General features: G+C 43.1%; 21 protein-coding genes and 1 pseudogene. 8 read left to right on the top strand and 14 right to left on the bottom strand.

Annotated elements, in window-relative coordinates; translation table 11 throughout:
- The first annotated feature begins 349 nt into the window (after positions 1-349).
- Positions 350-1,264 carry a DUF4382 domain-containing protein gene (locus ENH88_RS07915; RefSeq protein WP_304181438.1) on the top strand — a complete coding sequence of 305 codons (915 nt, stop codon included), beginning with the start codon at positions 350-352 and terminating at the stop codon, positions 1,262-1,264.
- A 97-nt stretch (positions 1,265-1,361) separates the two neighbouring features.
- Here ENH88_RS07915 and ENH88_RS07910 read toward each other — a convergent pair.
- Both ENH88_RS07910 and ENH88_RS07905 read right to left on the bottom strand, forming a co-directional pair.
- Positions 1,362-2,003: pseudogene (locus tag ENH88_RS07910) on the bottom strand (mechanosensitive ion channel family protein); the annotation flags it as partial.
- A gap of 215 nt (positions 2,004-2,218) precedes the next feature.
- Entirely contained in the window at positions 2,219-2,479 is a 261-nt protein-coding gene (locus tag ENH88_RS07905; RefSeq protein WP_414704820.1) for a hypothetical protein, read from the bottom strand.
- A gap of 337 nt (positions 2,480-2,816) precedes the next feature.
- On the opposite strand from ENH88_RS07905, the gene ENH88_RS07900 reads away from it, so the two are divergent.
- Positions 2,817-3,497: an SDR family oxidoreductase gene (locus ENH88_RS07900; RefSeq protein ID WP_304181435.1), complete on the top strand. Its 681-nt coding sequence runs from the start codon at positions 2,817-2,819 to the stop codon at positions 3,495-3,497.
- Positions 3,498-3,553: 56 nt separating this feature from the next.
- Here the strand turns inward: ENH88_RS07900 and ENH88_RS07895 are convergent, their stop codons facing one another.
- The 7 genes from ENH88_RS07895 to ENH88_RS07865 form a co-directional block, all read right to left on the bottom strand.
- Entirely contained in the window at positions 3,554-5,866 is a 2,313-nt protein-coding gene (locus ENH88_RS07895) for a family 20 glycosylhydrolase (RefSeq protein WP_304181433.1), read from the bottom strand.
- The gene (locus ENH88_RS07890) at positions 5,859-6,815 is read right to left on the bottom strand and encodes a sugar kinase (RefSeq protein WP_304181431.1); all 957 of its coding nucleotides are present in this window, start codon (positions 6,813-6,815) and stop codon (positions 5,859-5,861) included. Before ENH88_RS07890 ends, ENH88_RS07895 begins: the two co-directional genes overlap by 8 nt.
- The gene (locus tag ENH88_RS07885) at positions 6,808-8,256 is read right to left on the bottom strand and encodes a sodium:solute symporter family protein (protein ID WP_304181430.1); all 1,449 of its coding nucleotides are present in this window, start codon (positions 8,254-8,256) and stop codon (positions 6,808-6,810) included. The genes ENH88_RS07890 and ENH88_RS07885 overlap by 8 nt, the downstream gene beginning before the upstream one ends.
- Positions 8,257-8,403: 147 nt before the next feature.
- Entirely contained in the window at positions 8,404-8,787 is a 384-nt protein-coding gene (locus ENH88_RS07880) for a RidA family protein (RefSeq protein WP_304181428.1), read from the bottom strand.
- The gene (locus ENH88_RS07875) at positions 8,780-10,249 is read right to left on the bottom strand and encodes an N-acyl-D-amino-acid deacylase family protein (RefSeq protein WP_304181426.1); all 1,470 of its coding nucleotides are present in this window, start codon (positions 10,247-10,249) and stop codon (positions 8,780-8,782) included. Before ENH88_RS07875 ends, ENH88_RS07880 begins: the two co-directional genes overlap by 8 nt.
- A 2-nt stretch (positions 10,250-10,251) precedes the next feature.
- Positions 10,252-11,103, bottom strand: coding sequence for a MurR/RpiR family transcriptional regulator (locus ENH88_RS07870; RefSeq protein WP_304181424.1), 852 nt, complete (start codon positions 11,101-11,103; stop codon positions 10,252-10,254).
- Between the two features lie 12 nt (positions 11,104-11,115).
- Entirely contained in the window at positions 11,116-12,363 is a 1,248-nt protein-coding gene (locus ENH88_RS07865; RefSeq protein ID WP_304181421.1) for an amino acid deaminase, read from the bottom strand.
- Positions 12,364-12,564: 201 nt separating this feature from the next.
- On the opposite strand from ENH88_RS07865, the gene ENH88_RS07860 reads away from it, so the two are divergent.
- Together ENH88_RS07860 and ENH88_RS07855 are read left to right on the top strand one after the other, a co-directional pair.
- Entirely contained in the window at positions 12,565-15,504 is a 2,940-nt protein-coding gene (locus ENH88_RS07860; protein WP_304181419.1) for a TonB-dependent receptor, read from the top strand.
- Between the two features lie 195 nt (positions 15,505-15,699).
- Positions 15,700-17,292, top strand: a complete 1,593-nt coding sequence (locus ENH88_RS07855; RefSeq protein WP_304181417.1) for a carboxylesterase/lipase family protein — start codon at positions 15,700-15,702, stop codon at positions 17,290-17,292.
- On the opposite strand, the gene ENH88_RS07850 is transcribed toward ENH88_RS07855, so the two are convergent.
- From ENH88_RS07850 to ENH88_RS07840, 3 genes are all read right to left on the bottom strand, one after another.
- Positions 17,293-18,012: an SIR2 family NAD-dependent protein deacylase gene (locus tag ENH88_RS07850; RefSeq protein ID WP_304181415.1), complete on the bottom strand. Its 720-nt coding sequence runs from the start codon at positions 18,010-18,012 to the stop codon at positions 17,293-17,295.
- The gene (locus ENH88_RS07845; protein WP_414704819.1) at positions 18,009-18,212 is read right to left on the bottom strand and encodes a hypothetical protein; all 204 of its coding nucleotides are present in this window, start codon (positions 18,210-18,212) and stop codon (positions 18,009-18,011) included. Before ENH88_RS07845 ends, ENH88_RS07850 begins: the two co-directional genes overlap by 4 nt.
- 62 nt (positions 18,213-18,274) lie before the next feature.
- Positions 18,275-18,907 carry an NAD(P)-dependent oxidoreductase gene (locus tag ENH88_RS07840; protein ID WP_304181413.1) on the bottom strand — a complete coding sequence of 211 codons (633 nt, stop codon included), beginning with the start codon at positions 18,905-18,907 and terminating at the stop codon, positions 18,275-18,277.
- Positions 18,908-19,034: 127 nt separating this feature from the next.
- Here ENH88_RS07840 and ENH88_RS07835 point away from each other — a divergent pair, with 127 nt between their 5' ends.
- Together ENH88_RS07835 and ENH88_RS07830 are read left to right on the top strand one after the other, a co-directional pair.
- On the top strand, positions 19,035-19,919 hold the full coding sequence (locus tag ENH88_RS07835) for a LysR family transcriptional regulator (RefSeq protein ID WP_304181412.1): 885 nt from the start codon (positions 19,035-19,037) through the stop codon (positions 19,917-19,919).
- 271 nt (positions 19,920-20,190) lie between these two features.
- Positions 20,191-21,315: a GGDEF domain-containing protein gene (locus ENH88_RS07830; RefSeq protein WP_304181410.1), complete on the top strand. Its 1,125-nt coding sequence runs from the start codon at positions 20,191-20,193 to the stop codon at positions 21,313-21,315.
- Positions 21,316-21,431: 116 nt separating this feature from the next.
- Here ENH88_RS07830 and ENH88_RS07825 read toward each other — a convergent pair whose 3' ends face one another.
- Both ENH88_RS07825 and ENH88_RS07820 read right to left on the bottom strand, forming a co-directional pair.
- Complete coding sequence (locus ENH88_RS07825; protein WP_304181408.1) at positions 21,432-22,280, bottom strand: universal stress protein; 849 nt, start codon at positions 22,278-22,280, stop codon at positions 21,432-21,434.
- Between the two features lie 10 nt (positions 22,281-22,290).
- Positions 22,291-23,775: a SulP family inorganic anion transporter gene (locus tag ENH88_RS07820; protein WP_304181406.1), complete on the bottom strand. Its 1,485-nt coding sequence runs from the start codon at positions 23,773-23,775 to the stop codon at positions 22,291-22,293.
- A 695-nt stretch (positions 23,776-24,470) separates the two neighbouring features.
- Between ENH88_RS07820 and ENH88_RS07815 the strand changes: the two genes are divergently transcribed.
- Together ENH88_RS07815 and ENH88_RS07810 are read left to right on the top strand one after the other, a co-directional pair.
- Complete coding sequence (locus ENH88_RS07815) at positions 24,471-25,028, top strand: DJ-1/PfpI family protein (RefSeq protein WP_304181404.1); 558 nt, start codon at positions 24,471-24,473, stop codon at positions 25,026-25,028.
- Between the two features lie 30 nt (positions 25,029-25,058).
- On the top strand, positions 25,059-25,457 hold the full coding sequence (locus tag ENH88_RS07810; RefSeq protein ID WP_304181402.1) for a ribbon-helix-helix domain-containing protein: 399 nt from the start codon (positions 25,059-25,061) through the stop codon (positions 25,455-25,457).
- Positions 25,458-25,487: the final 30 nt, after the last annotated feature.

The following is a 25,487-nucleotide window of genomic DNA, read 5'->3' as shown; positions in this document are numbered from 1 at the left end:
AAATTGCCGTTGAGATAAGCAAACAGCGGGATTTTTCGCTGCGAGAGCTTAATTCTTAGCAATAATGAGTCGATAACAAGCAGCATAAATATGGTTACTTCACCTTGTTTTCTAAATCTAAGACTTGCATATTTGTTCCTCGCTTTATTGATCTATCGCGTTTGCATCATGACTATTAAAGTAGCCGCGAATGCCATAATTCAAGTTGAGTCACACCATCAAAACACTGCTTAGTCTTGCTCAAAATGTATACCCAACCCCAACATTGAAACAATGTATTAACACCAATTCAAGTTACGTTAAGTATTAACCTCTATACTGATGCCAACACTGAGGAAAAGGTTAAATTATGAATATCAAAACAACACTATTAAGTAGCGCTATTTTAGTTGCGCTTACTGCATGTGGTGGCTCAGACAACGATGACTCACCAACAACACCGCAGTCTGCAAAATTTAGTCTAGGTGTATCTGATGCACCTGTTAGCGGCTTACGCGAAGTTAATGTCGTATTTAACTCTATCACCCTAAGGCAAGCTGAAGTTGGGCAAGATATTACCTTTGCAACACGTGAAGCGGATGACGAAAGCAAACCTGAAATGGTAAACCTGCTTGACTATACTGGCGATGAAAACGATCTCACTATGACCTCGCACGTTGTTTATGAAGACGGTAGCATTGCACCATTGGTTGTTAAACGCAAAGGGAATGACGGCATTGGTGAAATCCAACTTGACGGCTTTACCCTCAACCAAGCAGACAATGATTTTGTACTTGAATTTGATCTGAAAAAATCCCTTGTCGATCCACAAAATAGCGATGAAATATTCTTAAAACCTCGCGGCGTTCGTTTAGAGAACCTAGCTGAGTCAGAAGATATTGAAGGTACTGTGAGCGATGCACTCATCGCCAACTGTGAAACAGATAACATCGCCCTTGCCGCTGCTGATGGCTCATTTGCTCATGCACTCTACCTTTATAGCAGTGATGTAGCAGCACCACTGGATATTTACGAAGTAAACGAGGATGAAACACCTGCTGATGCGCCACTGGCAACAGCCGATGTGGTATTTGATAGCGAAGACAATCAATATGAGTTTGAGCTTGCTTTCATCACCCCGGGTGATTATCAATTAGCTTACACCTGCGCGGCACACATTGATGATGCTGAAATACAAGATGAAGCATTTACCCTGTACCAAGTTAAACCTATTACGGTCACCGCTGGTGATGATCTTGACGTGACTTTCACTGTCAGCCAATAGTGACTGCTAACAATAAAATCAGCCCTGTATAAGTAAAAAGCCAGTCAACTAACACTGACTGGCTTTATTTATAATTAGATACCTTTAAACGCGACTTTTATAGATCTTTGTTAACGGTGATCGCCGAGGCCATCGACTCTGCTATATGTAGCGTACGCTGTGGAAATGGAATAGTTAGCCCCGCTTGCTCAATAGACTCTTTCACCCGTTTATTAAGATCCCACACAGTTTGCCAATAATCGCCGTTCACCGTCCATGCACGCAATTGAATATTCACCGCGCTTTCACCAATTGAAGTCACCATTACTTTTGGTGCAGGCTCTGGTAATAATCGGCTCTCTGACGCGGCGATTTCTTTAAGTACCTTTAAGCCATCATCGATTGAATCAGCAAACGAAATACCCACCACAATATCCATGCGCCTTTTACCATTACGGGTGAAATTTTTAATATTACCACCCCATACTTTGCCATTGGGTGACGCGATATACAGGCCATCATTAGTTTTAAAAATGGTGGTAAATAAGTTTATTTCGCTTACAGAGCCCACAGTGCCACTGGCATCGACAAAGTCACCTACTTTAAATGGTCTTAATATCAGCAACATTATGCCTGCTGCTATGTTGCTTAAGGTATTTTTAAGTGCTAAGCCTATTGCAAGGCCAGCCGCCCCCATCAGCGCAATTAAACTTGCTGTATTAACGCCAAAAATATCTAAAATAAACAACCCAGCAATGATTTATACCCAAACCACCTCAAGATGTGAGTTTCAGTTGGAATTAAAAGCGATTTAGGCAAGGCATTGATTGCAAATAATAGTGGTTCTATTGTTAAAATCAATAACGCAGTATAAATCGCTTTTAAACCAACCCTCTGGGCGCTTCACAGGAACTTACTCTCATCGTTGTTACTTCTTAAAAGGGACTGCCATTGTTGCAAAGTAACGCCTTGATATTAAGCCCCTGTGAAACGCTGAATTCTGCATCTTGAGGTGGTTTGGGTATATACCAAGTAACCCAGCACACTCGAGAGGATCGGCAGTAAGGTTTTATCTATCTTCTTTAGAGGCGACTTAGTGTTTTGAATCGCTTTTTTAACAGAGCGCGCAATAAGTGCACTAGCTATAACAATAGCCAACGCTAAAATCAGGTTATAACCTAAAGTCATTATGGTTTCTGAATGGTTTTGCCAAAATACTAAAAGCTTATCTTTCACGTTTTATTTCCGGTAATAATTGCTGCAATTGAGCAAGGTTTAACATAGCTTACACAAGGTTAAAACCACATTGTTATAAGCCAAAAAGTTTGAGCCGATATAACCATTTGCGATTTGTAGCCCGCGAAAAAATCAGCTAGCCTCAAAGCGAAACCGCGCGATTATATAGCATAATAACTATAAACCTAATCTTTTCTTTAAATCCTTGAAAGCGATTTAAAATCATATAGTTAAAAGCCAACTTAGTTTATGTGATAAGTATTCAATGGAGGTTAATCCATAACTGTTACTATCATTACTAAAGAAACCAGTTTCAGATTTAACCTAGGAGGAAGTCATGAGCAAAGAAAAAGTTGTACTAATTACAGGTGCTTCAAGCGGTATTGGTGAAGCGACAGCAAAAACGTTAGTCGCAAACGGTCATAAAGTAATTTTGACTGCTCGTAGTAAAGATAAACTTAATGTGCTGGTTGAAGAGTTAGGGGCTGATAACGCATTAGCCGTTTGCGCAGATGCCACTGATTTTTCATCGCTTGAAAAAGTCGTTAATGCAGGTGTAATACACTTTGGCCGACTCGATGTCGCATTTGCCAATGCCGGTATGGGTGTACAAACTCCAGGAGTTGAAGAAGGCGAGCCGCAGCAATGGCAAACAATGATTGATATAAATATCAACGCACTGCTTTACACTGCAAAACTCACTCTGCCACACCTTAAAAAAACCACTGGGCACTTTATTTTAACCAGCTCAGCCGCAGGACGGATTGCGCTAAAAGGGTCTGTGTATGGTGCAACAAAATGGTTTGCTTACGGCTTTGGACAAAACCTCGCAGAAGAAATGAAAGAGTGGCAAGGCCGCTGTACCACCATAGCGCCTGGCATGGTAAATACCCCATTTTTTGATGAAGCTAAACCCGACAAACTCGATCCAACAGATGTAGCCGATGCCGTGCTCTTCGCCATCGAAGCAGACAAACGCTGTAATGTTCGAGAGCTATTTTTAATGCCAAGTAATTAAACTTAATACTTTTAAATGCCCTAATTAGGGCATTTAATTTAAACCTCGGCAATCTGTTAATGGCTGCAAATTAACCGCGCTTGCTTTAACAGGTTAATAGAGTTTATAACCTGCGCAATCACTCCATTATTGATCTCAATGGCCTGCGTTTTATTTAACTCATCTTTATTTTTTAGCGCCGTCATAATCGCCAAATAGCTGGCTTGCCATTCACTGATGGTTAAAAACAACTGACGGTTATCGTTAAGTACTTGCTGCCACCTAAGCAATTGATTTTTCAGTGCGCTGAGCTGTTGACTGCCACACTGTTGCTGGTAATCAGCAACGCTATAATCAAACAGCTTAAGGGCTAAGCTCTCTACCGGTAATACATCCACTAACTTGTTTAGTGGCGCTTGTTGATGGTAGTCACCACGTAAAAACGCTAAATGGTGTAAAGTATAATAATGCACAGGCTCAATTAACTGAGTAAAAGTAAGTAAGGCATTCAGATCAGTGCTGGTCACTGCTGGTTGCTGCTTTAATCGCTTAATAAACTGTTGTTGGTGCAATAAACCAAGTTGTTGATCAGCAAAGTTGTCCATCACTGCAAGGCGTTTATACATATCTCGCTCGTCAGTTAAACTCGCCGGTGACCAAAAACGTTCAGCTATTGCATAGAGTCTTGGCCAAATACGCGTATCTAAATTATCACTGGTAATAAGTTCAGCCCAAGCGGTGGCTTCACCGCCAAGCACATTGGCTGTTTTTTTGCGGTGCTGTTGCTCGGTTAATGCTTGGTTTAATTGTTTAACTGAGGGGTTATCAATAACTGCTGCAGTAAATTTATAGGGAGTGTTACCGATCATTGCAGGCTCGCTCGATGCCTTATCAACGCTAATAGTCAGCTTGGTTGGCCCCATCCAAGTATCAATCTGCAACTGGTAGTGTTTGGCAACCCTATTCACATTCGCTGTAAGAAAGCTGCCTTTACCTGCAATACTTACTTTGCCATGCAACTTACCTTGCTGATTGCTAAAAATAGTAACATCACCAACAACAGCACTGCCTTTTAAGCGCGTCAGGGTAAATTCCACCGTCCCTACAATATTTTTTGCGGTAACAATCGCTTGCGCTGGCTGAATAGGATGATTACGGTAGTGATAGCTAGTCCATTGTGGTTGATCAATGTAAAAACCACTTGAGAGTAATCCATCATGGCCTGCGCTGGTAATGTCGCTTAGTGAGTGATGCCCGCGCCATGACTGCACTAAGGTATTTTTTGGTAAACTAGGATGCAGCACTTCATCCCAGCCAATCATCTGCTTATTGTGTGTTGCTAAAATTTTAGCGACCCGTTGATTAAAGTAGGCGTGTAAAGCATGGCTATCAGCTAATTTTTTTGCCGCCATAAAAGCTTGTATGTTATTATTTTTTTGCCAATCGTTATCATCGACTTCATCGCCGCCAATGTGCAAGTACGGATCAGGAAATAACTCAGCAAGCTCAGCAACCACTTCATCAATGAACTGATACACCTTCGGGTTACTTGGGTCGAGTAACAGTTTAAAAACGCCCCAACAACGCTCTATTTGCGTTAACGTTGTGCCGCTGCCAAGCTCAGGGTAAGCAAGTACAATGCTACTTGCATGCCCAGGGACATCAAATTCAGGCACTACTCGAATACCTAACTTAGCCGCATAGCTAACCACCTCTTTAATTTCGGCTTGGCTATAATACAAACCATCAGAGGCGTGTTGATGCAGTTTAGGGTAACTAGTTAATTCAATGCGCCAGCCCTGATCATCGGTTAAATGCCAATGAAACACATTAAATTTGGCTGAAGCCAAGCCACGTAGCGTGCGTTTTACATCCGCAATCGGTAAAAAGTGACGCACACCATCAAACAATAACCCTCGCCACGGGTAAGTAGGTGCATCGGTTATTGTTAGGTTTGTCAGCTCGCGAGGCTGTTCGGCACTAAACAATAACTGCGATAAGCTTGCAAGGCCGCGTAACATACCATATTGATTGTTACTGGTGAGCTTTACGGTGTTATCAGCAATGACAATTTCGTAGCTTTCATCCATGCCTAAATAAGGTAAAGGCGCAGCGCTTTGGCTGATGCTTATTTGTAACTGTGCGTTTTTAACATCACGCCAATCAAGCCGAGTAAACTGCTGGGCAAACGTTGAATTCAAAACTAATGGCGTTAATAACGCTTGCTGCTGTTTACTAATATACACACCCAGCTCGGCATTTAATTGGGTTTTACCTGCAAGCATCTGTACCTTTGCAGGCATTGGCATAAGTGCGGGTTGAGCGCTTGCGGTACTTGGCAGTGCGCCGATGAGCATAATGATGCAAAGCAAATACATAAACTTATTCATAGTCAGTGTCCTGTTCGGTAGCGCTTAGTTGATTGCTTGGCGTTGTTGTAATTGTTGTGGCAACAACAGCTCCGGTTACAGCAATAACCTGCGCGGCAAGCTGTTGCGCCGTATTAACCGCCGGTTCGCACTGTTGCGTTAGTAAATATTCAGCCAAAAATCCAGCGGCAAACGCATCTCCTGCGCCAGTCGTATCAACAACACGCTTTACAGGCAGCACAGGGTAGCGGCTTAGAAGCTGCTGTTGCAGAACTAAGGTGTCGTTCACCCCTTGTTTAATGATCACTAAGCTATGCGCATATGCTTGATAAAAATCCACTAATTGCTGAGGCGCAGCATGCCCAAAAACGCCAAAGTGGTCGTCATCCGTGACCAATAAAATATCGGCACTGGCATAGGCTTGCTTATAACATTTTTGCGCAGTGGCTTTATTTTGCCAAAGTACCGCGCGATAGTTACTGTCAAAAATAACCTTGCCACCAGCCTGTTTAAAAGCTGCAATCGCGGCCATAAATAACTGCCTGCTTTGCTCGTCTAAAATAGCAAGACTAATTGCCGAAAAGTACACATAATCAAATAGCTTATGTTTAAGTGCCGCTAAAAAAGCCTGTTGTTTATCAAGATTAAAATATTCTCTGGCAGCGCTGTCTTTACGGTCGTAATGAAAAGTACGCTCGCCGCTATCATCAACAACAATGCCATAAGCACCTAAAGTGCGAACATCACTGCGTAATACGTACTGTAAATTAAGTCCTTGCTTTTGCCAGCGAATGAAAGCCCTATCACTTAATTCATCACTGCCGATTGCCGATACAAAATAGACCTCAGCATGACTCATTACTAAGCGCTTTAAATACACCGCGCTATTATAGCTATCGCCACCAAAACACGGTTCATCGTTTAGCGATAACTCATGCATCGCTTCGCCAAAAAATGCCACTTTAATCATGCTGCATCTCCTCACGCTCTGCCTGTAAAATAGCCAAGGCTTGGGCTGATGTGTGCTTTTGCATTGGCGTAACTAGGGTAACGATTGCGGCACATAGTGAAGAGGCTAAGGTGGCTGGCATAATCGGGTTCCCCCAATACGCAAGCCAGTTAGGGGTGACAATAATCGCCAATGACACCGATAAAGACACCACTAACGCAGTAATCGCCCCCTGCCAATTAAAGCGTGGCCAAAAATGGCCAAACAACACGCACACACACAAACCCGACATGAGCGTAGCAATCATATTGGTTATATAGCCAATCACATCGTTTGTTAATAACGCCAGTAATAAAGCAATACCGATGGTCATTACCAAGCCAATGCGCGAGAGGATCACCACATCTTTAGCATGCGGCATACGCTTGAATACTAAGCTGTAGATATCACGAATTAACACACTCACCGCTGCGATGGCATCTGAGCTGGCGCTAGAAATTGTCGCCGACAGCCCTGCTATTATCACCAACGCGGCTAAGCCAAACGGTAGTAATTCAAATGCCATATAAGGGAACGAAAATGCACTGTTTTCTAAGGCAGGATTAAGCGCATATGCAGCCATACCGATAATGGCAGGCACGCTGGCAAATACTAAATATAAGCCGCCAGAGAGGTAAAATGATTGGCGAATGCTTTTAACATGCCGACCTGAATAAATACGCTGGCGAAACGAAGGCGCAACTAACACACCAATTAACACTGCAAAAAACAGTGATAAGCCATGCACTGCGCCAATTTTATCCAGCGATAAAAAGCTACGATTGAGTACAGGTTGCGCATTGGCCATCTCTGCTAAGCCACCCACTTCATAAAGAGCTACCCCCGCCATCAAGAAAAAGCCCACAAATAACACTAATGCTTGTATCGAGTCGGTCCATACCACAGCAACATAACCGCCAATCACCACGTAAATACTAAACCCTAAAGCAATGATTAATTTAGCTGAAAATGGCGACAGCCCCGTTAGCCATGCTAAGTACATACCACCACCGAGAATATGTGCGCCTAACCAACCGATACTGGCAACAAAAATAAATACCGCAATGGTGTTTTTAACCACAGGGTGAGCGCCAACGTAGTAGGATATTTCTTCACTCATGGTCATAAATTCATGCTCACGCACTGGAGCAAACAGTTTTGCCAGTAGTAAAATACCGCATGCACCACCAAGACCATAAATCATTCCGGCCCAGCCATTTAAATAAGCAAAACCAACGGCGCCCATCGATGAGCCCGTGCCCACCATAGTGGCAACAGTTGTACCAAGGGTGAGTAAAAAAGGTAAGTTGCGCCCGCCCAGTAAAAAATTGTCACCGCCTTTGGCATTGCGACTCACCCACCAGCCAAACCAAATCATAAATCCTAAGTAGCCCAAAAAGGCCATTAATAATTGCCACTTCATAAGACACCCTGCTCCACCGTTCCACGCAGCGCTGGCGGTGATAGTTATTATTCTGTTGATTAATATATCCAAGCCACCTAAGAGCGATTATTTTTTTGTGTGCTCTTAGGTGTATGTCAACGCTGTCATTAAGGCGCTGACAAAAAGTTAAGGTGCCTTATAACAAGTAACATCTACCTCAACTTTACAATCGACAACTAGATCCGCGACCGCACAAATACGTGCTGGTGGATTAGCACCAAAGTACGCTTTAAATACTTTATTGAACGACTGAAAATAACGCGAGTCAGTTAAAATAACCGTCACATGCACCACATCTTTTAACTCGTAACCTGCTTCTTTCATTATCTCGAGGCAATTTTCAATCGCGAGGGTTGATTGCTCAATAATACCGCCTTCAACCACTTCGCCGTCTTGCATTGGGGTTTGCCCTGACACCATCAACCAACCACCGGCTTCTACTGCGCGGGCAAACGGTAAGTGTTGGCCACCCGTGCCTTTACCGCCTTCAATACCAATTCGTCTAATCATGTTTACTTGCTCCTAGAGATGTTAAAAATTTACCCGAATACGCGGGCAGAACCTGTTTATCTTTCAATGTGGTTTGGCCATTAGTCCAAACCCGACGGATACCCGATGCCGGTAAGGCAGACTCAACAAAGGTCGCGTTATCGATAATTTCATCGGCATCAAATAATACTAAATCAGCAAAATAACCGACCTTGATCACTCCACGGTTTGCTAAGCGATAATTTGCAGCACTTAAACCGGTCATTTTATGGATCGCCGTTGCCAACGAAAAAAGGCCTTGCTCACGGCTGTAATGACCTAAAACCCGTGGGAATGAGCCCCACAAACGCGGATGCGGATGCGGATCGCACGGTAAGCCATCTGAGCCAATCATGGTTTTATCAAAGGCAAGAATGGTTTTTACATCGTCTTCATTAAGACCATGGTAAACCGCCCCTGCGGGCTGTAGTCGTTTAGCCGCATCAAGCAAACTCACGCCCCACTGTTTAGCGATATCGGCCAGTAACTGTTCAGCCATTTCAGGGTGAGCCGTTGACCAGGTTATAAAAATATCAAATTCATCGGTCACTTGGTTTAAATCTAAGGTGCTGGAACTGGCAGCATATGGGTACGCATCACAACTGCATTTTGAATGTTCACCTTGCTCGGCAAACTTAGCCAATAACTCCGGAGCTCGCCCCCAGTTATTTTTACCCGCGCATTTAAGGTGTGAAATAATCACCTTAATATCAAATACTTGCTCCATTGCAAAGGCTTCGTCCATTGCATCAAGTACCGCATCAAATTCAGTGCGTAAATGCGTGGTATACAGCGCATGGTGTTTTTTCAACACTTCACCAAATGCGTGCACTTCAGAAGATGGCGCTTGATTGGCATTTTTATAGGCAAGGCCGGTACTCAAGCCTAATGCGCCTTGACTCAGTGCAAGGTCTAGTTGCTGCTGCATTAAGGTGATTTCTGCTGCTGTCGCTGCGCGTAATAAATCGGTCATCACATTATTTCTAAGCGTGGTATGCCCAACCAACGCAGCCACATTGACATTGGCTTTTTGCACATTAAAAGCGTCGATATAATCGCGCAGCTGGGCAAACTTAAATTCAGTTTTATCACCTAATAAGTTCATTGGATCAGGCGCATCCGCGGCTAATTGGGCGGGCGCGGCGCTAATGCCACAATTGCCGGTAATAACCGTCGTCACCCCTTGGCTGATTTTAGCCGCCATTTCAGGGTTTCTGAGTACTTCTAAATCATCGTGAGTATGTACATCAATAAAGCCGGGCGCTAAACACAATCCATCGGCATTAACTTTATTTGTTGCTTGATATGCAGATAACTCACCCAATGCGACAATCTGCTGCCTTTTGATTGCAACGTCCATCTGCACTGGCGCATTACCTAAGCCATCAAATACCTTTGCTTGATAGATGATTGTGTCTACTGCTTGCGAGCTATCGTACTGCATTGTTAATCTCCTAGCGGTGCGCGGTCAGGTCCTTGACGGTACTCATCTAACTCATGTTTAATACGGCGCAGTTTCTCACGAGATTTTTTCTGCGTTAATATCGCCACTTCACTGGCAAGCACATCAACGGCGGCTAACATGGCGTAACGCGCGGTACTTGGCGTGAAAATGTAATCTGATTCATTGGTTTTGATTGGTAAGTGAATTGTCGCTATATCCGCAAGCGTACTATCAGGGCAAATGGCAATCACCTTTGCACCATAATCTTTGGCAATACTTGCGGCATCAATCAGATCTTTGGCAAGCCCCGTTAACGACAGCACCATAACCACATCGCTCACATCAACACTGGCTGCTGTCATGCGCATCATCACAGGATCGCTATAGGCATTACTAAGTACATCGAGTCGAAACAAACGATTGTGACACTCTTGTGCCACTACCGAGCTGCCACCACCAACACCAAAAATGAGTGTATGACGACTACCAGCAATACAACGTGCGGCTTCTTCCACTAAAGACTGCTCAATAAGCCCGGCATTGATATCTAAAATATCGTGAATTGCTTGGTATATTGCTGGAATATCTTCGCGTACTGAGGCGTTTTCACTAATAAAACGCTCACCAACTGCCAGTGACTGCGCAAGTTGTAGTTTCATATCTCGCACATTATCGCAGCCTAAGGCTTTAGCTAAGCGAGTAATTGACGCGTGGCTCACTTTAGCGCGCTGCGCTAAGTCGCTAATACTTGCTGAAGCTGCATATTGCAGATCGGTTAAAATTAATTGTGCAACGAGTTGCTCTGATTGACGTAAATGCCCTAAGCGCTCTTTAATTCGTGAAACAATATCCAATTATTTACTCTCCTAAAAATACGTATCAAAGATCTCAATAACGTTATAGTTATCATCTATGACGTTAATATAACGCCATTTATCGAATGTAAGGCACGGGTGCGAGGTTGCAAATGCAATAATATCGCCCACTTTTAGTTGCTCAGGGTCGGTATAAGTCAGCATCGCGTGTTGATCCATTATTTTTTCAACTTGCCAATCAGCCCCTGCAGGTCGTACCGTGCCAGCTTGATCAACATGTAAATTGGCAATGGGTAAGCCAGCATCGAAGGCGACATCTCGTTTACCCATACCAATAATGGCACGACCTGGCTCTGGTAGTGACTGTACGTATGCCCAAATTTCTAAACACGACTGTAGATCACTGCCAATATTACAGGCCAGCGGGTTACGCGCTAACACTTGCTGCTGGGCCTGCTGATAAATCCCTTGATCATGAGCCACATAACAACCAGGGCGGATCACAGGTATCATGTTGTCTAACAAGTTGTGCGGTGCAAATGCATCACACACTAAGTCATACCAAGCAGAGCCACCAGCGGTAATGATCACCTGCTCTGTCGCAAAAGCCTGCTTTTCAATCAAGGCTTTACATTTTGCTACCGCATCCGTTAAAAAAGCAGCCACTTCATTTTCTGTACTCAATACGCCTTCATACACTTCAATACCCGCAAGCTGTAATGAAGCAAACTGTTGAATATGCGCAGCCAATTGCTGCAGTTGTTGATTATCAACGACACCACAACGCCCGCCAGCTACGCCTAATTCAATCAGTAATTTAAGCTGTAAACCTTGCTCACTAAAGAACTCAGCAAGGGCTGTTACATTACTGATATCATCCACTAAACAATAAAAATCAACCGGATGCTGCTTTAATAAACTTGCAAGATGCGCCATGTTAGCTTTGCCAACTAACTGATTTGCCATAATAATGCGCTTTGCACCAGCGCGTGCAGCCACTACCGCCTGTTGCACTGTGGCAATAGTGATCGCGTAAGCCCCTGCATTTAATTGCTTGTTAAAAATACCCGGTGCCATGGTAGTTTTACCATGGGGGGAAAACTCCACCTTACTTTGCTTTGCAAACTTTGCCATCCAGGCAATGTTATTATCTAACCGAGTTTGATAAATACACGCACAAGGCAAACTAACTTGCTGTAAGGCAACATTATAATCCCCATGTATGGGGACCTCGCCTTTACCTAAGCCTTTATTCACACTTGCGATATTTTCAGCACTTGTTGTGGCTAACTTTTCCATAAATAAAACTCTTATTTTAAATCATTACCTTAGATAGCAACATTACATTAAGAAGCAAAAAATTATCAAATGTTAATGTAATTGTTATTGCATTTTGCTTGAAAGTGATGCTAATTAATAACAAAACAATAGTCAACAAATGTTACAAATTAACAGAAAATAATAATTCACCTTCTAAAATACAGGATGAGGTACAACAAAATGCATAGTAAAAACCGTCGCCAAGCCACGTTAAATATAAGTGTAATAGCAAAAACTGTGGCTGCTATTATCTGTGGTTATACGAGCTTTGGGGTTTATGCCGCGGACGAAAGTCCAGTTGCCAATGACGAAATAGAAACCATCGAAGTACGTGGTATTGCCGCCAGCAACAAACAAGATATTAACAACAAACGCTTTAGCACTGGGGTGATGGACTCAATTACCGCCGAAGACATTGGTAAACTCCCCGATGTAACCATTGCCGATACGCTGCAACGTATTCCGGGTGTGCAAATTCGCCGCTCGGCAGGGGAAGGCTCGACCATTAACGTACGGGGTATGCCGCAAGTAACCACTCTTTTAAATGGCGAGCAGTTTTTAAGTGCCGGTTCAATTACAACCTTGCAACCAGACTTCACTGATGTCCCAGCCGCGTTGCTATCAGGGATTGATGTACTTAAATCACCTCAAGCAGATACTTTAGCTGGAGGCATTTCAGGTACTTTAGATTTAAAAACGCGCCGGCCGTTTGCTCTTGACCAAGGCACTACGTTTTCACTGACAGGGGAAGCCACCCGCGGCAGCTTATCTGAAGAAACCGATCCTAAACTGGTAGCCTTTGCCGGATACAACAATGATAAGTTTGGTATTATTGTCACCGCCGCGTATGACGAAAGCACCTTAGCAAATTATCGCAATGGCACAATTTTAACCTCTTCAGAAGTGCAAAATGAAACTGACAGAGACTTTAACGGTGATGGCGATTTTAACGACAGCTTTTACAGCCAACGTTTTTATGGCGTGATGGACCGTGAAACCGAGCGTGATCGCTTAGGTTTAAACACCACTATTCAATATCAAATTGCCGATGCCCTGACTTTTACCGGCGACCTATTTTATACCAAAATGGATGATGCTGACCGTAAACAAGGGGTGATGGTTGATAATGCCCGTGGCTCTATCTGGGCGTATTCTGATAATTTTATTCCCCGTTTAGATAATGATCAGGGCGGGCAAATATACACAGTCAATGAAGCTGATTTAAAAGTTCGCCGGGTTAGTGCCTACTCGGAAAGTTTAACTAACGATCGTGAATCAACCAATGCCAGCTTTTTATTCGAATACCAAGGTGATGGCCCATTATCAGGTGAATTTAGGTATATTCATGGCTCAGCAGAGCGCAGCCATACTGAAAATGTAGCCCACGGCTTTTTAACTTCAGGCGCACAACATGGACTATTAAAAAATCATGGTGATGGCATTACCCCTGTTAACCCCAATGGTTACGGCCCAGAAGACGTTGATGTCAGCTTTTCACGCAGTGGCGAATACCTCACCCTTGGTTTTGCAGAAGGTTTTGGCAATGATATAAGCCAATATAATCTGGTATCAACCTACTCTGAAAATAACTTTGAAGAAGAGGCCACACTTGATGTTGCCCGTATTGATGGCCATTACGCCTTTGACACAGATCACCTGCAGAATTTTGATTTTGGTCTGCGCGCATCCAAACGTGATGTAGAGCGTGAAACCTATATTCTCGTTGCGCCATTTACCACCGGTGATATTACAGCAGATGTGATGTGGAAAGATTCTGGCGCATCACTAGGTGATACCAATGGCGACGGTGAAAATAGCGTAGCAGGTGGTGATTTAACCCTAGGTAAAACCAACTTTTTTAGTGATATGCCCAATGGGTGGGTTAACCAAGTCAATGGTTTAGGCCCTGGCGGCGCTGGGCATAGTTTTTACTTAATCGATCCGAAAGTGATGGACGATCCAATGGCATTCCAAAACGCTATTTACCCAGGTAATAAGCGTTTAGCTAACCCATCTCGTACCTATCAAGTCAAAGAGCAAACACAAACCGCTTACTTTAAAGCAAACTTTTCCGGTGAATTGGGGGATTTAAGTTATACCGCTAATATTGGCGCGCAATACATTAAAACTGAACTCGACATGCTGCAGAATCAGCTAGGCTCAGCACGTCCTTGCTCATTGTGTACTGCCAGTGAAAAAACCGGTGAAAAATGGCTAAACAGAGATTACTCTGACTTTTTACCATCCATGAACTTTAACTTAAACCTCACCGAAGAGCTGATCCTACGTGCTGGTTACGGTAAAACCATGACCACGCTCGATATTGGTAAACTTGCCGGTGGTATTAGTGTTGGTCGTACTCGTGCCGGTGATGTACTTGCCGCTGAGCTTGGCGTAAGTCCTGATTTATTAGTCGCGGTACAAGGCACACAAAATGGTAACCCTGATCTAGAGCCATGGCGCGCCACTAACTATAACTTATCTGCCGAGTGGTATTTTAATGACAGCGGTTTACTAAGCATTTCAGCCTTTTTAATGGATATAGAATCATTTGTTGAAAACGGTATTGTCATGCAAGGCTTACCCGATATTGATGGCGTTATTCGTCGTGAAGTACCGGTAAGCACTGAAATAAATGGCCAAGGTGGTGACATTAAAGGCTTTGAAGTGGTTTATCAGCAAGCATTTGACTTTTTACCGGCGCCATTTGATGGCTTAGGCACGTCAGTTAACTTTACCTATGCGCCAAGCGACAGCGCAAACGTTGATGTTTATGGTGAAAGTTTACCAATTCAAGATAACTCTGAAAAATCAGCTAATGCGGTGCTTTGGTATGAAAAAGGCCCATTACAACTGCGCCTTGCAGCTAACTACCGCAGCGATCGCTTAGACAGCTTAAGTTCGCCAATGGGCGAAGGGGTTATGCCATTTTGGACCGACAGCACCTTGTATTTTGATATGTATGCAGGCTATGAATTTGCTGAAGATATGAGCATTTATACCTCAGTGAGTAATTTAACCGAGGAAAAAGAAGATATTTACGCACAATGGTCAGATCATGTGATCACGCAAAATATCTTTGAGCGTCGTATTACATTTGGTATTCGTACCCGTTTTTAACGCTTAGCAACTAATTTGGCACACTTCTGCCCAGGAGATTAAAGGTTTTAAATTAGCCTTTTGCCAAATACTTAAGGTGATTATACTCCCTATCTAATCACCTTAGTTTATTTAAGCCTTTATCTATCCCGCCATTTTTTATGCTAGTATCTGTTGGTTTTCGACTATGGCACGCTCATTTTATAGGGATTAACCATGCTACTGCGCTCACTACAACCATTGGCTTTTATCACCTGCTTTACGCTTGCAGCAATAACTTTACAAGGCTGCTCTAAAGCCACCTCAAACACAACTGCGGATGTAACCGGTGGTACAGTGCAAGGCACTGAATCAGGCAAAATAGTATCCTTTAAAGGCATTCCTTATGCTGCGCCTCCAGTAGCGGACTATCGTTGGCGCTCTCCACAACCTGTGCCTAAATGGCAAGGTGTTAAGCAAGCTGATCACTATGCGCCAGACTGCATGCAAAAACCATTTGCAGGCGATGCCGCACCACTGGGTACAACAGCTGCGGAAGATTGCTTGTATTTAAATGTGATCAGGCCTGCTAAACAAAGCGATACGGGCTACCCTGTGGTGGTGTGGTTTTATGGCGGTGGTTTTGTAAATGGCGGTGCATCTCCTGAGGTTTATTCTGGCGCAAGCTTTGCCAAACAAGGCATTGTGTTTGTTAGTTTTAATTACCGTTTAGGTCGCTTTGGTTTCTTTGCTCACCCTGCACTGAGCAGTTTTGAAAATGACGCGCTTGGTAATTATGCATTTATGGACCAAGTAGCCGCTTTAAAATGGGTTAAAAATAATATTACTGAGTTTAATGGCGATCCAAGCCAAGTAACCATCATGGGCGAATCCGCTGGTGGTAAATCAGTACACGCCATGTTGCAAACACCAAGCGCGCAAGGGCTATTTAATAAAGCAATTATCATGTCTGGCGGCGGTCGTGAGTTATTTAATCAGTTACCACTGCACAGTGATGATCCAGACACATTATCAGCCGAGCAAGTAGGCGTTAACTTTGCAGCCCAACATCAAATAACCGGCAGTGATAAAAATAGCCTAACAGCACTGCGTGCACTCCCCGCCCAAGCTATTGTTGGTAATTTAAACCTAAGTACCTTAAGCAGTATTAATGATTCGCTTGTAACTTACTCTGGTGGGCCAATCTTAGACGGTACACTCATAACTGGCAGCACCAACGAAAACCTACTCAATGGTCAATTTAGCAAAGTACCGTTAATGGTCGGTACCACCAGCCATGATATCGGCAATGCCAACTTTGCCTCTAAACACGCTTTATTCAACAGCTTTGCCGATAATGCCAAACAAGCCCAGTTTGCCTATGATCCAGAAAATGATAAGCCACTGGCATTATTAAACTACCAAGTTGGCCAAGACAAACTAATGCAAGAACCGGCTCGTTTTACTGCGCAACGCTTTAGTAAACGTGGCCAAAATGCTTACCTTTATCGGTTCGCTTATGTCGCACAAACGTTAGATGCAAAAGGTGCAGCGCACGCGAGCGAGATCCCTTACTTTTTTAATACGGTGGCCACTAAATATGGCCATGTCACTACTGAGCAAGATAAACAAGCGGGCAAAACCATGCATCGCTACGTCACTAACTTTATCAAAGCAGGTAACCCAAATGGCCCAGGCCTAATAAATTGGCAAAGTTTTCAGCAAGCACCTAAAGCTATTTTAGAGTTAAATAAATCCGGCGTGGCAGAATTTGTTACTGATCCGCTAGGTCTGCGACTCAATGTAGCGCAAGCGAAAGCACAGCAGTAATTAGCCCTTAAATTGAATGTACTCTAATGCAGTCATTTTTTTATAACTCACATTAGGGTGCATTATGTGCGCAGGCTGTGGATCAACCACTTCAATAGCAATGTCGTAGCTGCGCGCTATCTCCAGTGCCATTTGGGTGATATTTACGCTAAACGAAGTGCCGATAAATACGATTTTATCGGCTGCGATCATCCGCTGTTGTGCTTGCGTGATCCGATAAAGCTCAGTGTAATATTCATCAAATAGCAGCACATAGGGTTTAAAGGAATGATTAAGCTGCGGCTGTTGGTTTTCGATGTTAAATAATTCCAGCAGTGAGTCATGCAAACGGCTTTCATCTACGTTATCCCAAGGGGTGAGATGCGCGCTAACATCATCACCTTGGGTATGAAACAAGGTCATTTGATCAAGCCGACCGTGAATCGCAATGTAATTACTATTCCCCGCTTTACCATCTAAGCCATCAATATTTTGAGTGATTAAGTTTTTATCGCTGAGCCAATGATGCACTTCATTAGGGCCATGATTACGATAAGTGGCAAAACGATGATAATACCACGCTAAAAATTCCCGCGGATTATTTTCATACATCGCGCGAGTGGCCATTTCCATTGGCGTATAGTTTTGACTGCCAATAGTCCAATAGCCGTCTTCGCCACGAAAAGTTGGAATGCCGCTGGCGGCACTCACACCGGCTCCTGTTATATATAAGGTATTCATAACGAAAGCTCTATTTTATAACCAAGCTTTAGCGCCCACACTTTATTATGCACACTGTGATGATCTTTGCTTTGGATTAAGCCCATAAAGCTTAATAAATACGGCTGTTCATTAACAATAACTTTAGCGGCCGCGTTATTTGTAATGGGCTCTGGTAAGACAGGTAAACTTGCTAAAGCAAGGGAGAAAAATAGGCTCATAAGTACCATTCACTGATCAAGTATTGATCAAGAATAACACTTATGTGCCCTTGGAAAAAACCTTAATAAGCCACACTGATACGTTGATTAATATGCGCGGCATGTTGCGCTTCATCCAGCATCGCAATCGCGTAATCGGTGACCGAGATTTTGCTTTCACCTTGTTCATTAGTGAAAAATTCATCGCCACCAATACGATACGCACCTTCACTCGCGCCCGGGTAAATAACCGCCGCAGGGCTTACAAACGTCCATTGTGTAGCTGTGTTGGTCGCCCTAAATACCTCTAAAGCTTCACCTTGCGCCAATGCCTCATCTTTATATTCAGCAGGAAAATCGGGGGATGACACTAAGGTAACGCCAGCAGACACCTCTAAACTCCCTGCGCCGCCGACCCATAACAGCCGAGTATTACTACCAGAAAGTGCCGCTAATAAACGCTTTGCAGTGCGGGCAACTAACTCATGATTACCAGCGGCACGGCCGCCAATTGAGGCAATCACCACATCAGCACCAGCAAGTAACGGAGCGATATCGTCATCTGATTGCAAATCAAAGTTCTTTAGCGTCACGTTTTCAGCGGTTAATTTTTCGGTATTTCTGGCTATTGCTGTTACTTGGTGGTTGCGTAGTAATGCCTGTGTAGTGATCTCACCACCAATCCAACCAGTTGCACCTAAAATAGTAATATTCATATCTGTATCCTTAAAAAAGTATTAATCATCTGAGTCGTCACCTCAGCTCTGGATAATCAGTTTACTTGAACGATAATTGATGATAAATAAACCTTACAGATACACATTGGTTCACTTTAGGATACTAATGGACAAAATAACTGCAATCCAAAGCTTTGTTGAAGTTGCCCGCTGTGGCAGTTTTACAAAAGCAGCTGCTAACTTAGAGCTCAGCCGCTTACAAGTCACCCGCCACGTACAAGACATTGAGCAGTGGCTTAGCTTACGGTTATTTCACCGCACCACCCGTAAAGTCAGTTTAACTAATCAAGGCGAAGAAGCGCTTAGCTACTGTAAGCAAATACTCAGCACTGTATTGGATTTACAAAGTAGAGCACATAGCCATAATAACGAGCTAGTTGGCACAATTAGGGTGGCAGCGCCTATTGGTATTGGGCAAAACATGTTGTTTGATGCAATCGAAGAATTTGTTGCTATACACCCAAATACACAGTTTCAGCTGGTGCTCTCTGACCGGCTATCGCAATTGGTGGATGAGCGAATAGACATTGCCTTGCGTTATACTCACCAGCCCGATGAACAACTGATTGCCCGTAAGTTAATGTTTATAAATACGGTTATGTGCGCATCCCCTGACTATTTAGCTGGCAAAAGTAACCTCACCACACCGCAAGATTTATTGCAGCATAATTGTTTGCTGCACAGTGGCAGTTCAACATGGCATATCTTAGGTGAGAATTCGGATGAAAAAATCACTGTAAAGGGCAATCTTAACGCCAATGATATGTCGGTGTTACGCAAGGCCGCAATCAGAGGGATGGGCGTTGCCAATTTACCTTATCATTTGGCACAAGAGGATTTGGAAACAAAGCAATTGGTGAAGGTACTGCCTAACTACGCTACCCCAGGTAACCATTTATGGGCCGTTTACTTATCGCGTAACTATCAGCAAAATTTGGTCAGAGCATTTATCGACTTTCTAGCGCAGCGTTGGCAACAACAGATACTCTAAACCTCCAGCAGCAAGACGCTGCTGGAGAGCATATACTTAGCAAAGGACAATTAATGGCCGTGATATTCCAAAAATGGCCATCAGTTAAATCAATGATAACTTTAGCGAGCACCTCTTTAAAATCAAACGACGCTATAAATTTCCTTATGCCATAAGTGATCATTTACCAGATTAGCTGAGTATATAAATTTGCGATAAATATAATCTATCTTAGCATATAACATGCACTTAACTAATATATAAACGAGTATAAGGCATTAAGGTGAATACAATGACAGTTGATGATTTACCTGTTCCGGCACTATTTGTATGTGCAGAGCATGTTAGTAGTAATACACAATTTTGTTCATTGCCTGAAGCGGTGCAGCTGCAAATATCTGATATAACACAGCAGTTTAACTTAAACAGCACGGCGTTTTACAAAACGATTGAGTTGCGATTGCAGCAGCATATTTACTCAATAAGCTTAAAAAAAAGTAGTCAAGCACAGTCGACGGTGTGTTGTGTGTTTAATACCCAAGCCAGCGAGCAACGTTCAATTGATGATTTAGTCTTTAATCACAGCGGCGAAGCGATGATGGTGACCGATAAAGACGATGATGTGATTAGAGTGAACGACGCCTTTATTATGTTGTTCGGTTATCCACGTGAACGTGTTTTGTTTCGTAAACCCACCTTTTTACGAAGCGGCCTAAACCAAAGTAATACCATTCGTGCAGCCTTTAGAGCCATTAAAAACGAAGGCCACTGGAGCGGTGAAATTATGATCCGCAAAGCCTCGGGGGAAACGATCCACACTTGGCAATCAACCTCGTCTATTACACATAATGATGAAATTAAAGGTTTTATTACTATTTTTTCTGATATTAGTAATCATATTTCGCAACGCGATACGTTTCGCTTTTTAGCCTATCACGATCACTTAACGGGGTTACCTAACAGGCTGTTGCTAGAAGATCGTTTTAAGCAAGTGTTAAAGCATTTTAAGCGTAGTCAAAAAGCTGAGGCTAATCACTTAAGCATTGTATTTATTGACTTAAACCAATTTAAAGAGTTAAACGATCAATTTGGTCATCAAGCAGGTGATGATGCACTAAAGATTTTAGCGGATGTTTTTCAAAATACGTTACGAGAAGACGATACCGCAGCACGGCTTGGCGGTGATGAATTTGTGTTGTTACTGGAACATTTTCATACCATAGCGGATATTCATAAATTAACCAGCAGGATTGCAAAAGCGATTGCCCAAGCGGCAGCAAGCAGTGATTACCCACAGATGAAAATTAACTTTTCTTATGGTGCAGCCTTTTACCCAAGCGATGGTGAATCCTTGGATGCGTTAATCGAAACGGCCGATAAAAAAATGTATAAAATGAAAAACGCTAATCATGGTTAACCAGCACAGCCTTGGTTAATGCAGGGCAGATCCTAGGTAATATTGGCACTGAATCGTACAACAGGATGAAAAATGAGCCCAGTCTTGTAGTGGCTAGGCTCATTAAAACTGAAAGTTTACTTAATCACTAATAATGAAGTGTGGCTGTTAGCAATTAATTTTAGCGTATTACTACCCACAAAGAACTGCCTCACTTTAGAGTGCGAAAACGCCCCCATCACAGTTAAGTCAACATTGAGCTGTTGCTGCTTAGCTAATAATGAATCGGCAATATTACCACCATCAACAAAGTGCGGAGTAATTGATGCAAACTCTGACTCTAAACGGCTTAGCTCTTTATCAAACGCGTCTTTAGTGGCATGGCTGGTGTTACCCACCATCACTAAATGGCAATCGCAATCAGCCAGTAGCTTGGTTTCGAGTAACCGCTCAATGGCCAAGTTAGCTTGCTCTCTGCCATCGTAGGCAAGTAAGAACGATTGCGGTTTTTTAAACTCGCCAACGGTCAGTAGCATAGAGCGGTCAACCAAACGTAATGCGCTTTCAATATGCGAACCCACAAAGTGAGTTTCATTACCGTGGCTTTCACCACTGCGGCCCATCACATAGCAACGAATTGACTCTTTAATATCGCTAAGGGTGTGGTTTACATCACCAAAGCGCTCAAGTGTTGCAACTGGGCTATTTAGCTCAGGCAGTGACTGCTGTAGCTCTTCTAGTAAGGCTTTGCTGTGTGCTTTTAGCAGTTTGCTTTTTTTCGCATCGTGATCGGCTAATTCTTGCAGTAAGCTTTCATTTGCCCCAAGGCCAATACTACCGGCTAAATTAACTTGGCCGGTGTGCTCTTTTTCAATACTATGCAGTAGCACTAAAGGCAGCGATAAACGCTCAGATAACCACGCTCCCGCTTGACACACAGAGGGTGCCAAAGCTGAGCCGTCAACGCACGATATTATTTTTTTCATTGTGTTCTCCTTAATGGCCTGCCATCATTTTTTCTACGGCAGCGGGGTCATCATGAATTGCAAACTTATCAACTACGGTTTGGGTTGCTACGTTCATGCCCTTAATAGTGACTTCGGCACCTTCTCGGCGTAATTTAATCACCACTTTATCAAGTGCGCCTACACCACTGATATCCCAAAAATGCGCATGGCTCAAATCGATCGTGACATTGTCGGCTGCGTCTTTAAAGTCAAACGAATCAACAAATTTATCCGCTGTGGCAAAGAATACTTGGCCAGTCACTGTATACACTTTGTCGCCATTAGAACCCTCAGACTGTACCACCATAAAGCGGCTAATTTTATTAGCAAAGAACACCGCAGACAGTAATACACCAACAAACACACCCATTGCTAAGTTATGAGTTGCAACGACTACGACCACAGTAGCAAGCATAACTATATTGGTTGAGAATGGGTGTTTTTTAAGATCGCGAATAGAGCTCCAAGAAAAGGTACCAATTGACACCATGATCATTACTGCAACCAATGCCGCCATTGGAATGAGCTTTAACCACTCATCTAAAAATACCACCATAATTAACAAGAAAGTACCGGCTACAAAAGTAGATAAGCGGCCACGGCCACCCGATTTAACATTAATAATTGACTGACCAATCATCGCACAACCGGCCATACCACCTAATAAACCCGCGCCAATATTGGCAACACCTTGGCCTTTACACTCACGGTTTTTATCGCTTGAGGTGTCAGTTAGGTCATCAACGATAGTGGCCGTCATCATTGACTCTAATAAGCCGACAATAGCAAGGCCTATTGAATAAGGTAAAATAATTAACAAGGTGTCTAGGTTTAGCGGCACATCAGGCCATAAAAAGATAGGCAAGGTATCGGGGAGCTCGCCCATGTCACCCACGGTACGAATATCAAGCCCCATAGTCATGGCAACGGCAGTCAGTACCACAATACACACTAACGGCGAGGGAATGCTTTTACCTATAACTGGTAAGTAAGGGAATAAGTAAATAATACCTAAACCAGCGGCGGTCATCGCATAGACATGCCAAGTAACATTGGTAAGCTCTGGCAACTGCGCCATAAATATCAGTATTGCTAAAGCGTTAACGAAGCCAGTAACCACCGAGCGCGAGACAAAGCGCATTAAGCTGCCAAGCTTTAAATAACCGGCAATAATTTGTAATACACCGGTGAGTAAAGTTGCGGCAAGTAAGTATTCTAGGCCATGCTCTTTTACTAGCGTCACCATTAACAGTGCCATCGCGCCGGTGGCCGCAGAGATCATACCGGGTCTGCCACCAACAAAGGCAATCACAACCGCAATACAAAATGAAGCATAGAGGCCGACTTTAGGGTCAACACCGGCAATAATAGAAAACGCGATAGCCTCAGGGATCAAAGCTAATGCGACCACAATACCCGCAAGTAAGTCGCCACGAATGTTAGCGAACCATTCGAGTTTAAATTTTTCGAACATAGAAAACCTTGTTTTATGTGTTATCAATTTCATCATGCAAAATTCTTTTAACTTAACACGCTCACACGCAAAGCAATGCGCTGCTTTGATACGTAAATCATTTAGCCAAAAGTAAAAACACAATTTAAATTGATAAAAATTCGATAAACCACAATTTCAACATAGCAATACATTAGCGTATCGACAGTTAACGCGTTGAACAGGGTGCTTAAATATTTTTTGATGGCGCAAACAAGCACCTGCTGAAAACAGCAATTGATAGCCATTTAAATTATGGCAATTTAGAGGGGGGAAAACCTAGGGCGGCGTAATGCGCAAAATAACGAGCCTTATCAGTAATAGTTGCTGCGATAATAAGCTAATTTCTCATTAAAATCAATTGCAGCGAGTAAATAGCACTCGACTTCGAATCGGTTGGGGTTTTTAACTATGTTATGTAAAACATATATTTTAACCATGCTCCAGCAGGTATTATTTAGATCAACAAAGCCACTGGAGATAAGTTATATATCAGCTTTCTGGTTATTCAAGTCATTAAAAACAATAAGGAATGGAACACAGCAGCTCCCGCTATTGTAGTATTAGAATATTACCCGCTGCTGATTTATATGTGCTTTACTAAACACTCACGGTATTAGTGTGTACTTAATTTCCACTCTGATACGTTTACGCACAATTAAGATCTGGAGCAAAACATGGCTAAAGTACTTATGATCACCGGTGACTTTGTGGAAGACTATGAAAACATGGTGCCTTTTCAAGCATTATTGGCAATGGGTCATCAGGTTGATGCTGTATGCCCTGATAAAAAAGCGGGTGATACAATCGCCACCTCAATTCATGATTTTGAAGGCGATCAAACCTATACTGAAAAACGCGGTCATAACTTTGCGCTCAACGCGACATTTGCCAATATTAATGCCGCTGATTACGATGCGCTGTATTTACCCGGTGGTCGTGCCCCGGAATATTTACGTTTGAACGCGAAAGTAATCGAAATAATTCAACACTTTGCCACAGCTGATAAACCAATTGCCTCTATTTGCCACGGCCCGCAACTGCTAACCGCGGCAGGTGTGATCACAGGTAAAAAAGTATCTGCTTACCCTGCTTGCCAACCTGAAGTAAAAATGGCGGGTGCCGAGTACGTTGAGTTACCAATGGATGGCGCCATTACCGATGGAAAATTGGTAACAGCACCAGCATGGCCTGCGCACCCAGCCATGTTAAAACAGTTTGTAGCCTTACTATAATCACCGCTGCGCGGCATTAAGAGGTAAATTATGTGCCAACTTTTCATTAATGCCGACAGCCGGTTATGGACTTGTCGAACCAAATCACTGCGTATTGATGGTGTAGTTACATCGATTCGTTTAGAAGAGTTTTTTTGGGATATTTTAGAAGAAGTGGCTTTTCGCGATCAAATGACCGTCAATCAAATGATCACTAAACTGTACCTTGAGTCTCTTGATGCTGATCATGATATTGGTAATTTCACCTCGTTTTTGCGAGTGTGTTGTTCTCGTTACTTATCGCTGGTGGCCGATGGCAACTTAAGCCGCGAAGATACGCTACCGTTAAATGACATCGACGCTAGTCACGTTTTAGAACAAGAAAAACTGCGTAGCAGTGTGCGCAAAAGCCAATATCACGATACATCGTTAAAGTCTTCACTTAACTAATCTGAACGCTGGATAATAAATCTATCACCA

Origin of the sequence: Pseudoalteromonas prydzensis, assembly GCF_011050055.1 — a bacterium.
Classification (GTDB): Bacteria; Pseudomonadota; Gammaproteobacteria; order Enterobacterales; family Alteromonadaceae; genus Pseudoalteromonas; species Pseudoalteromonas prydzensis_A.
The sequence above is the reverse complement of the archived record's forward strand: the minus strand, read 5'-3'. Positions and strand labels throughout refer to the sequence as shown.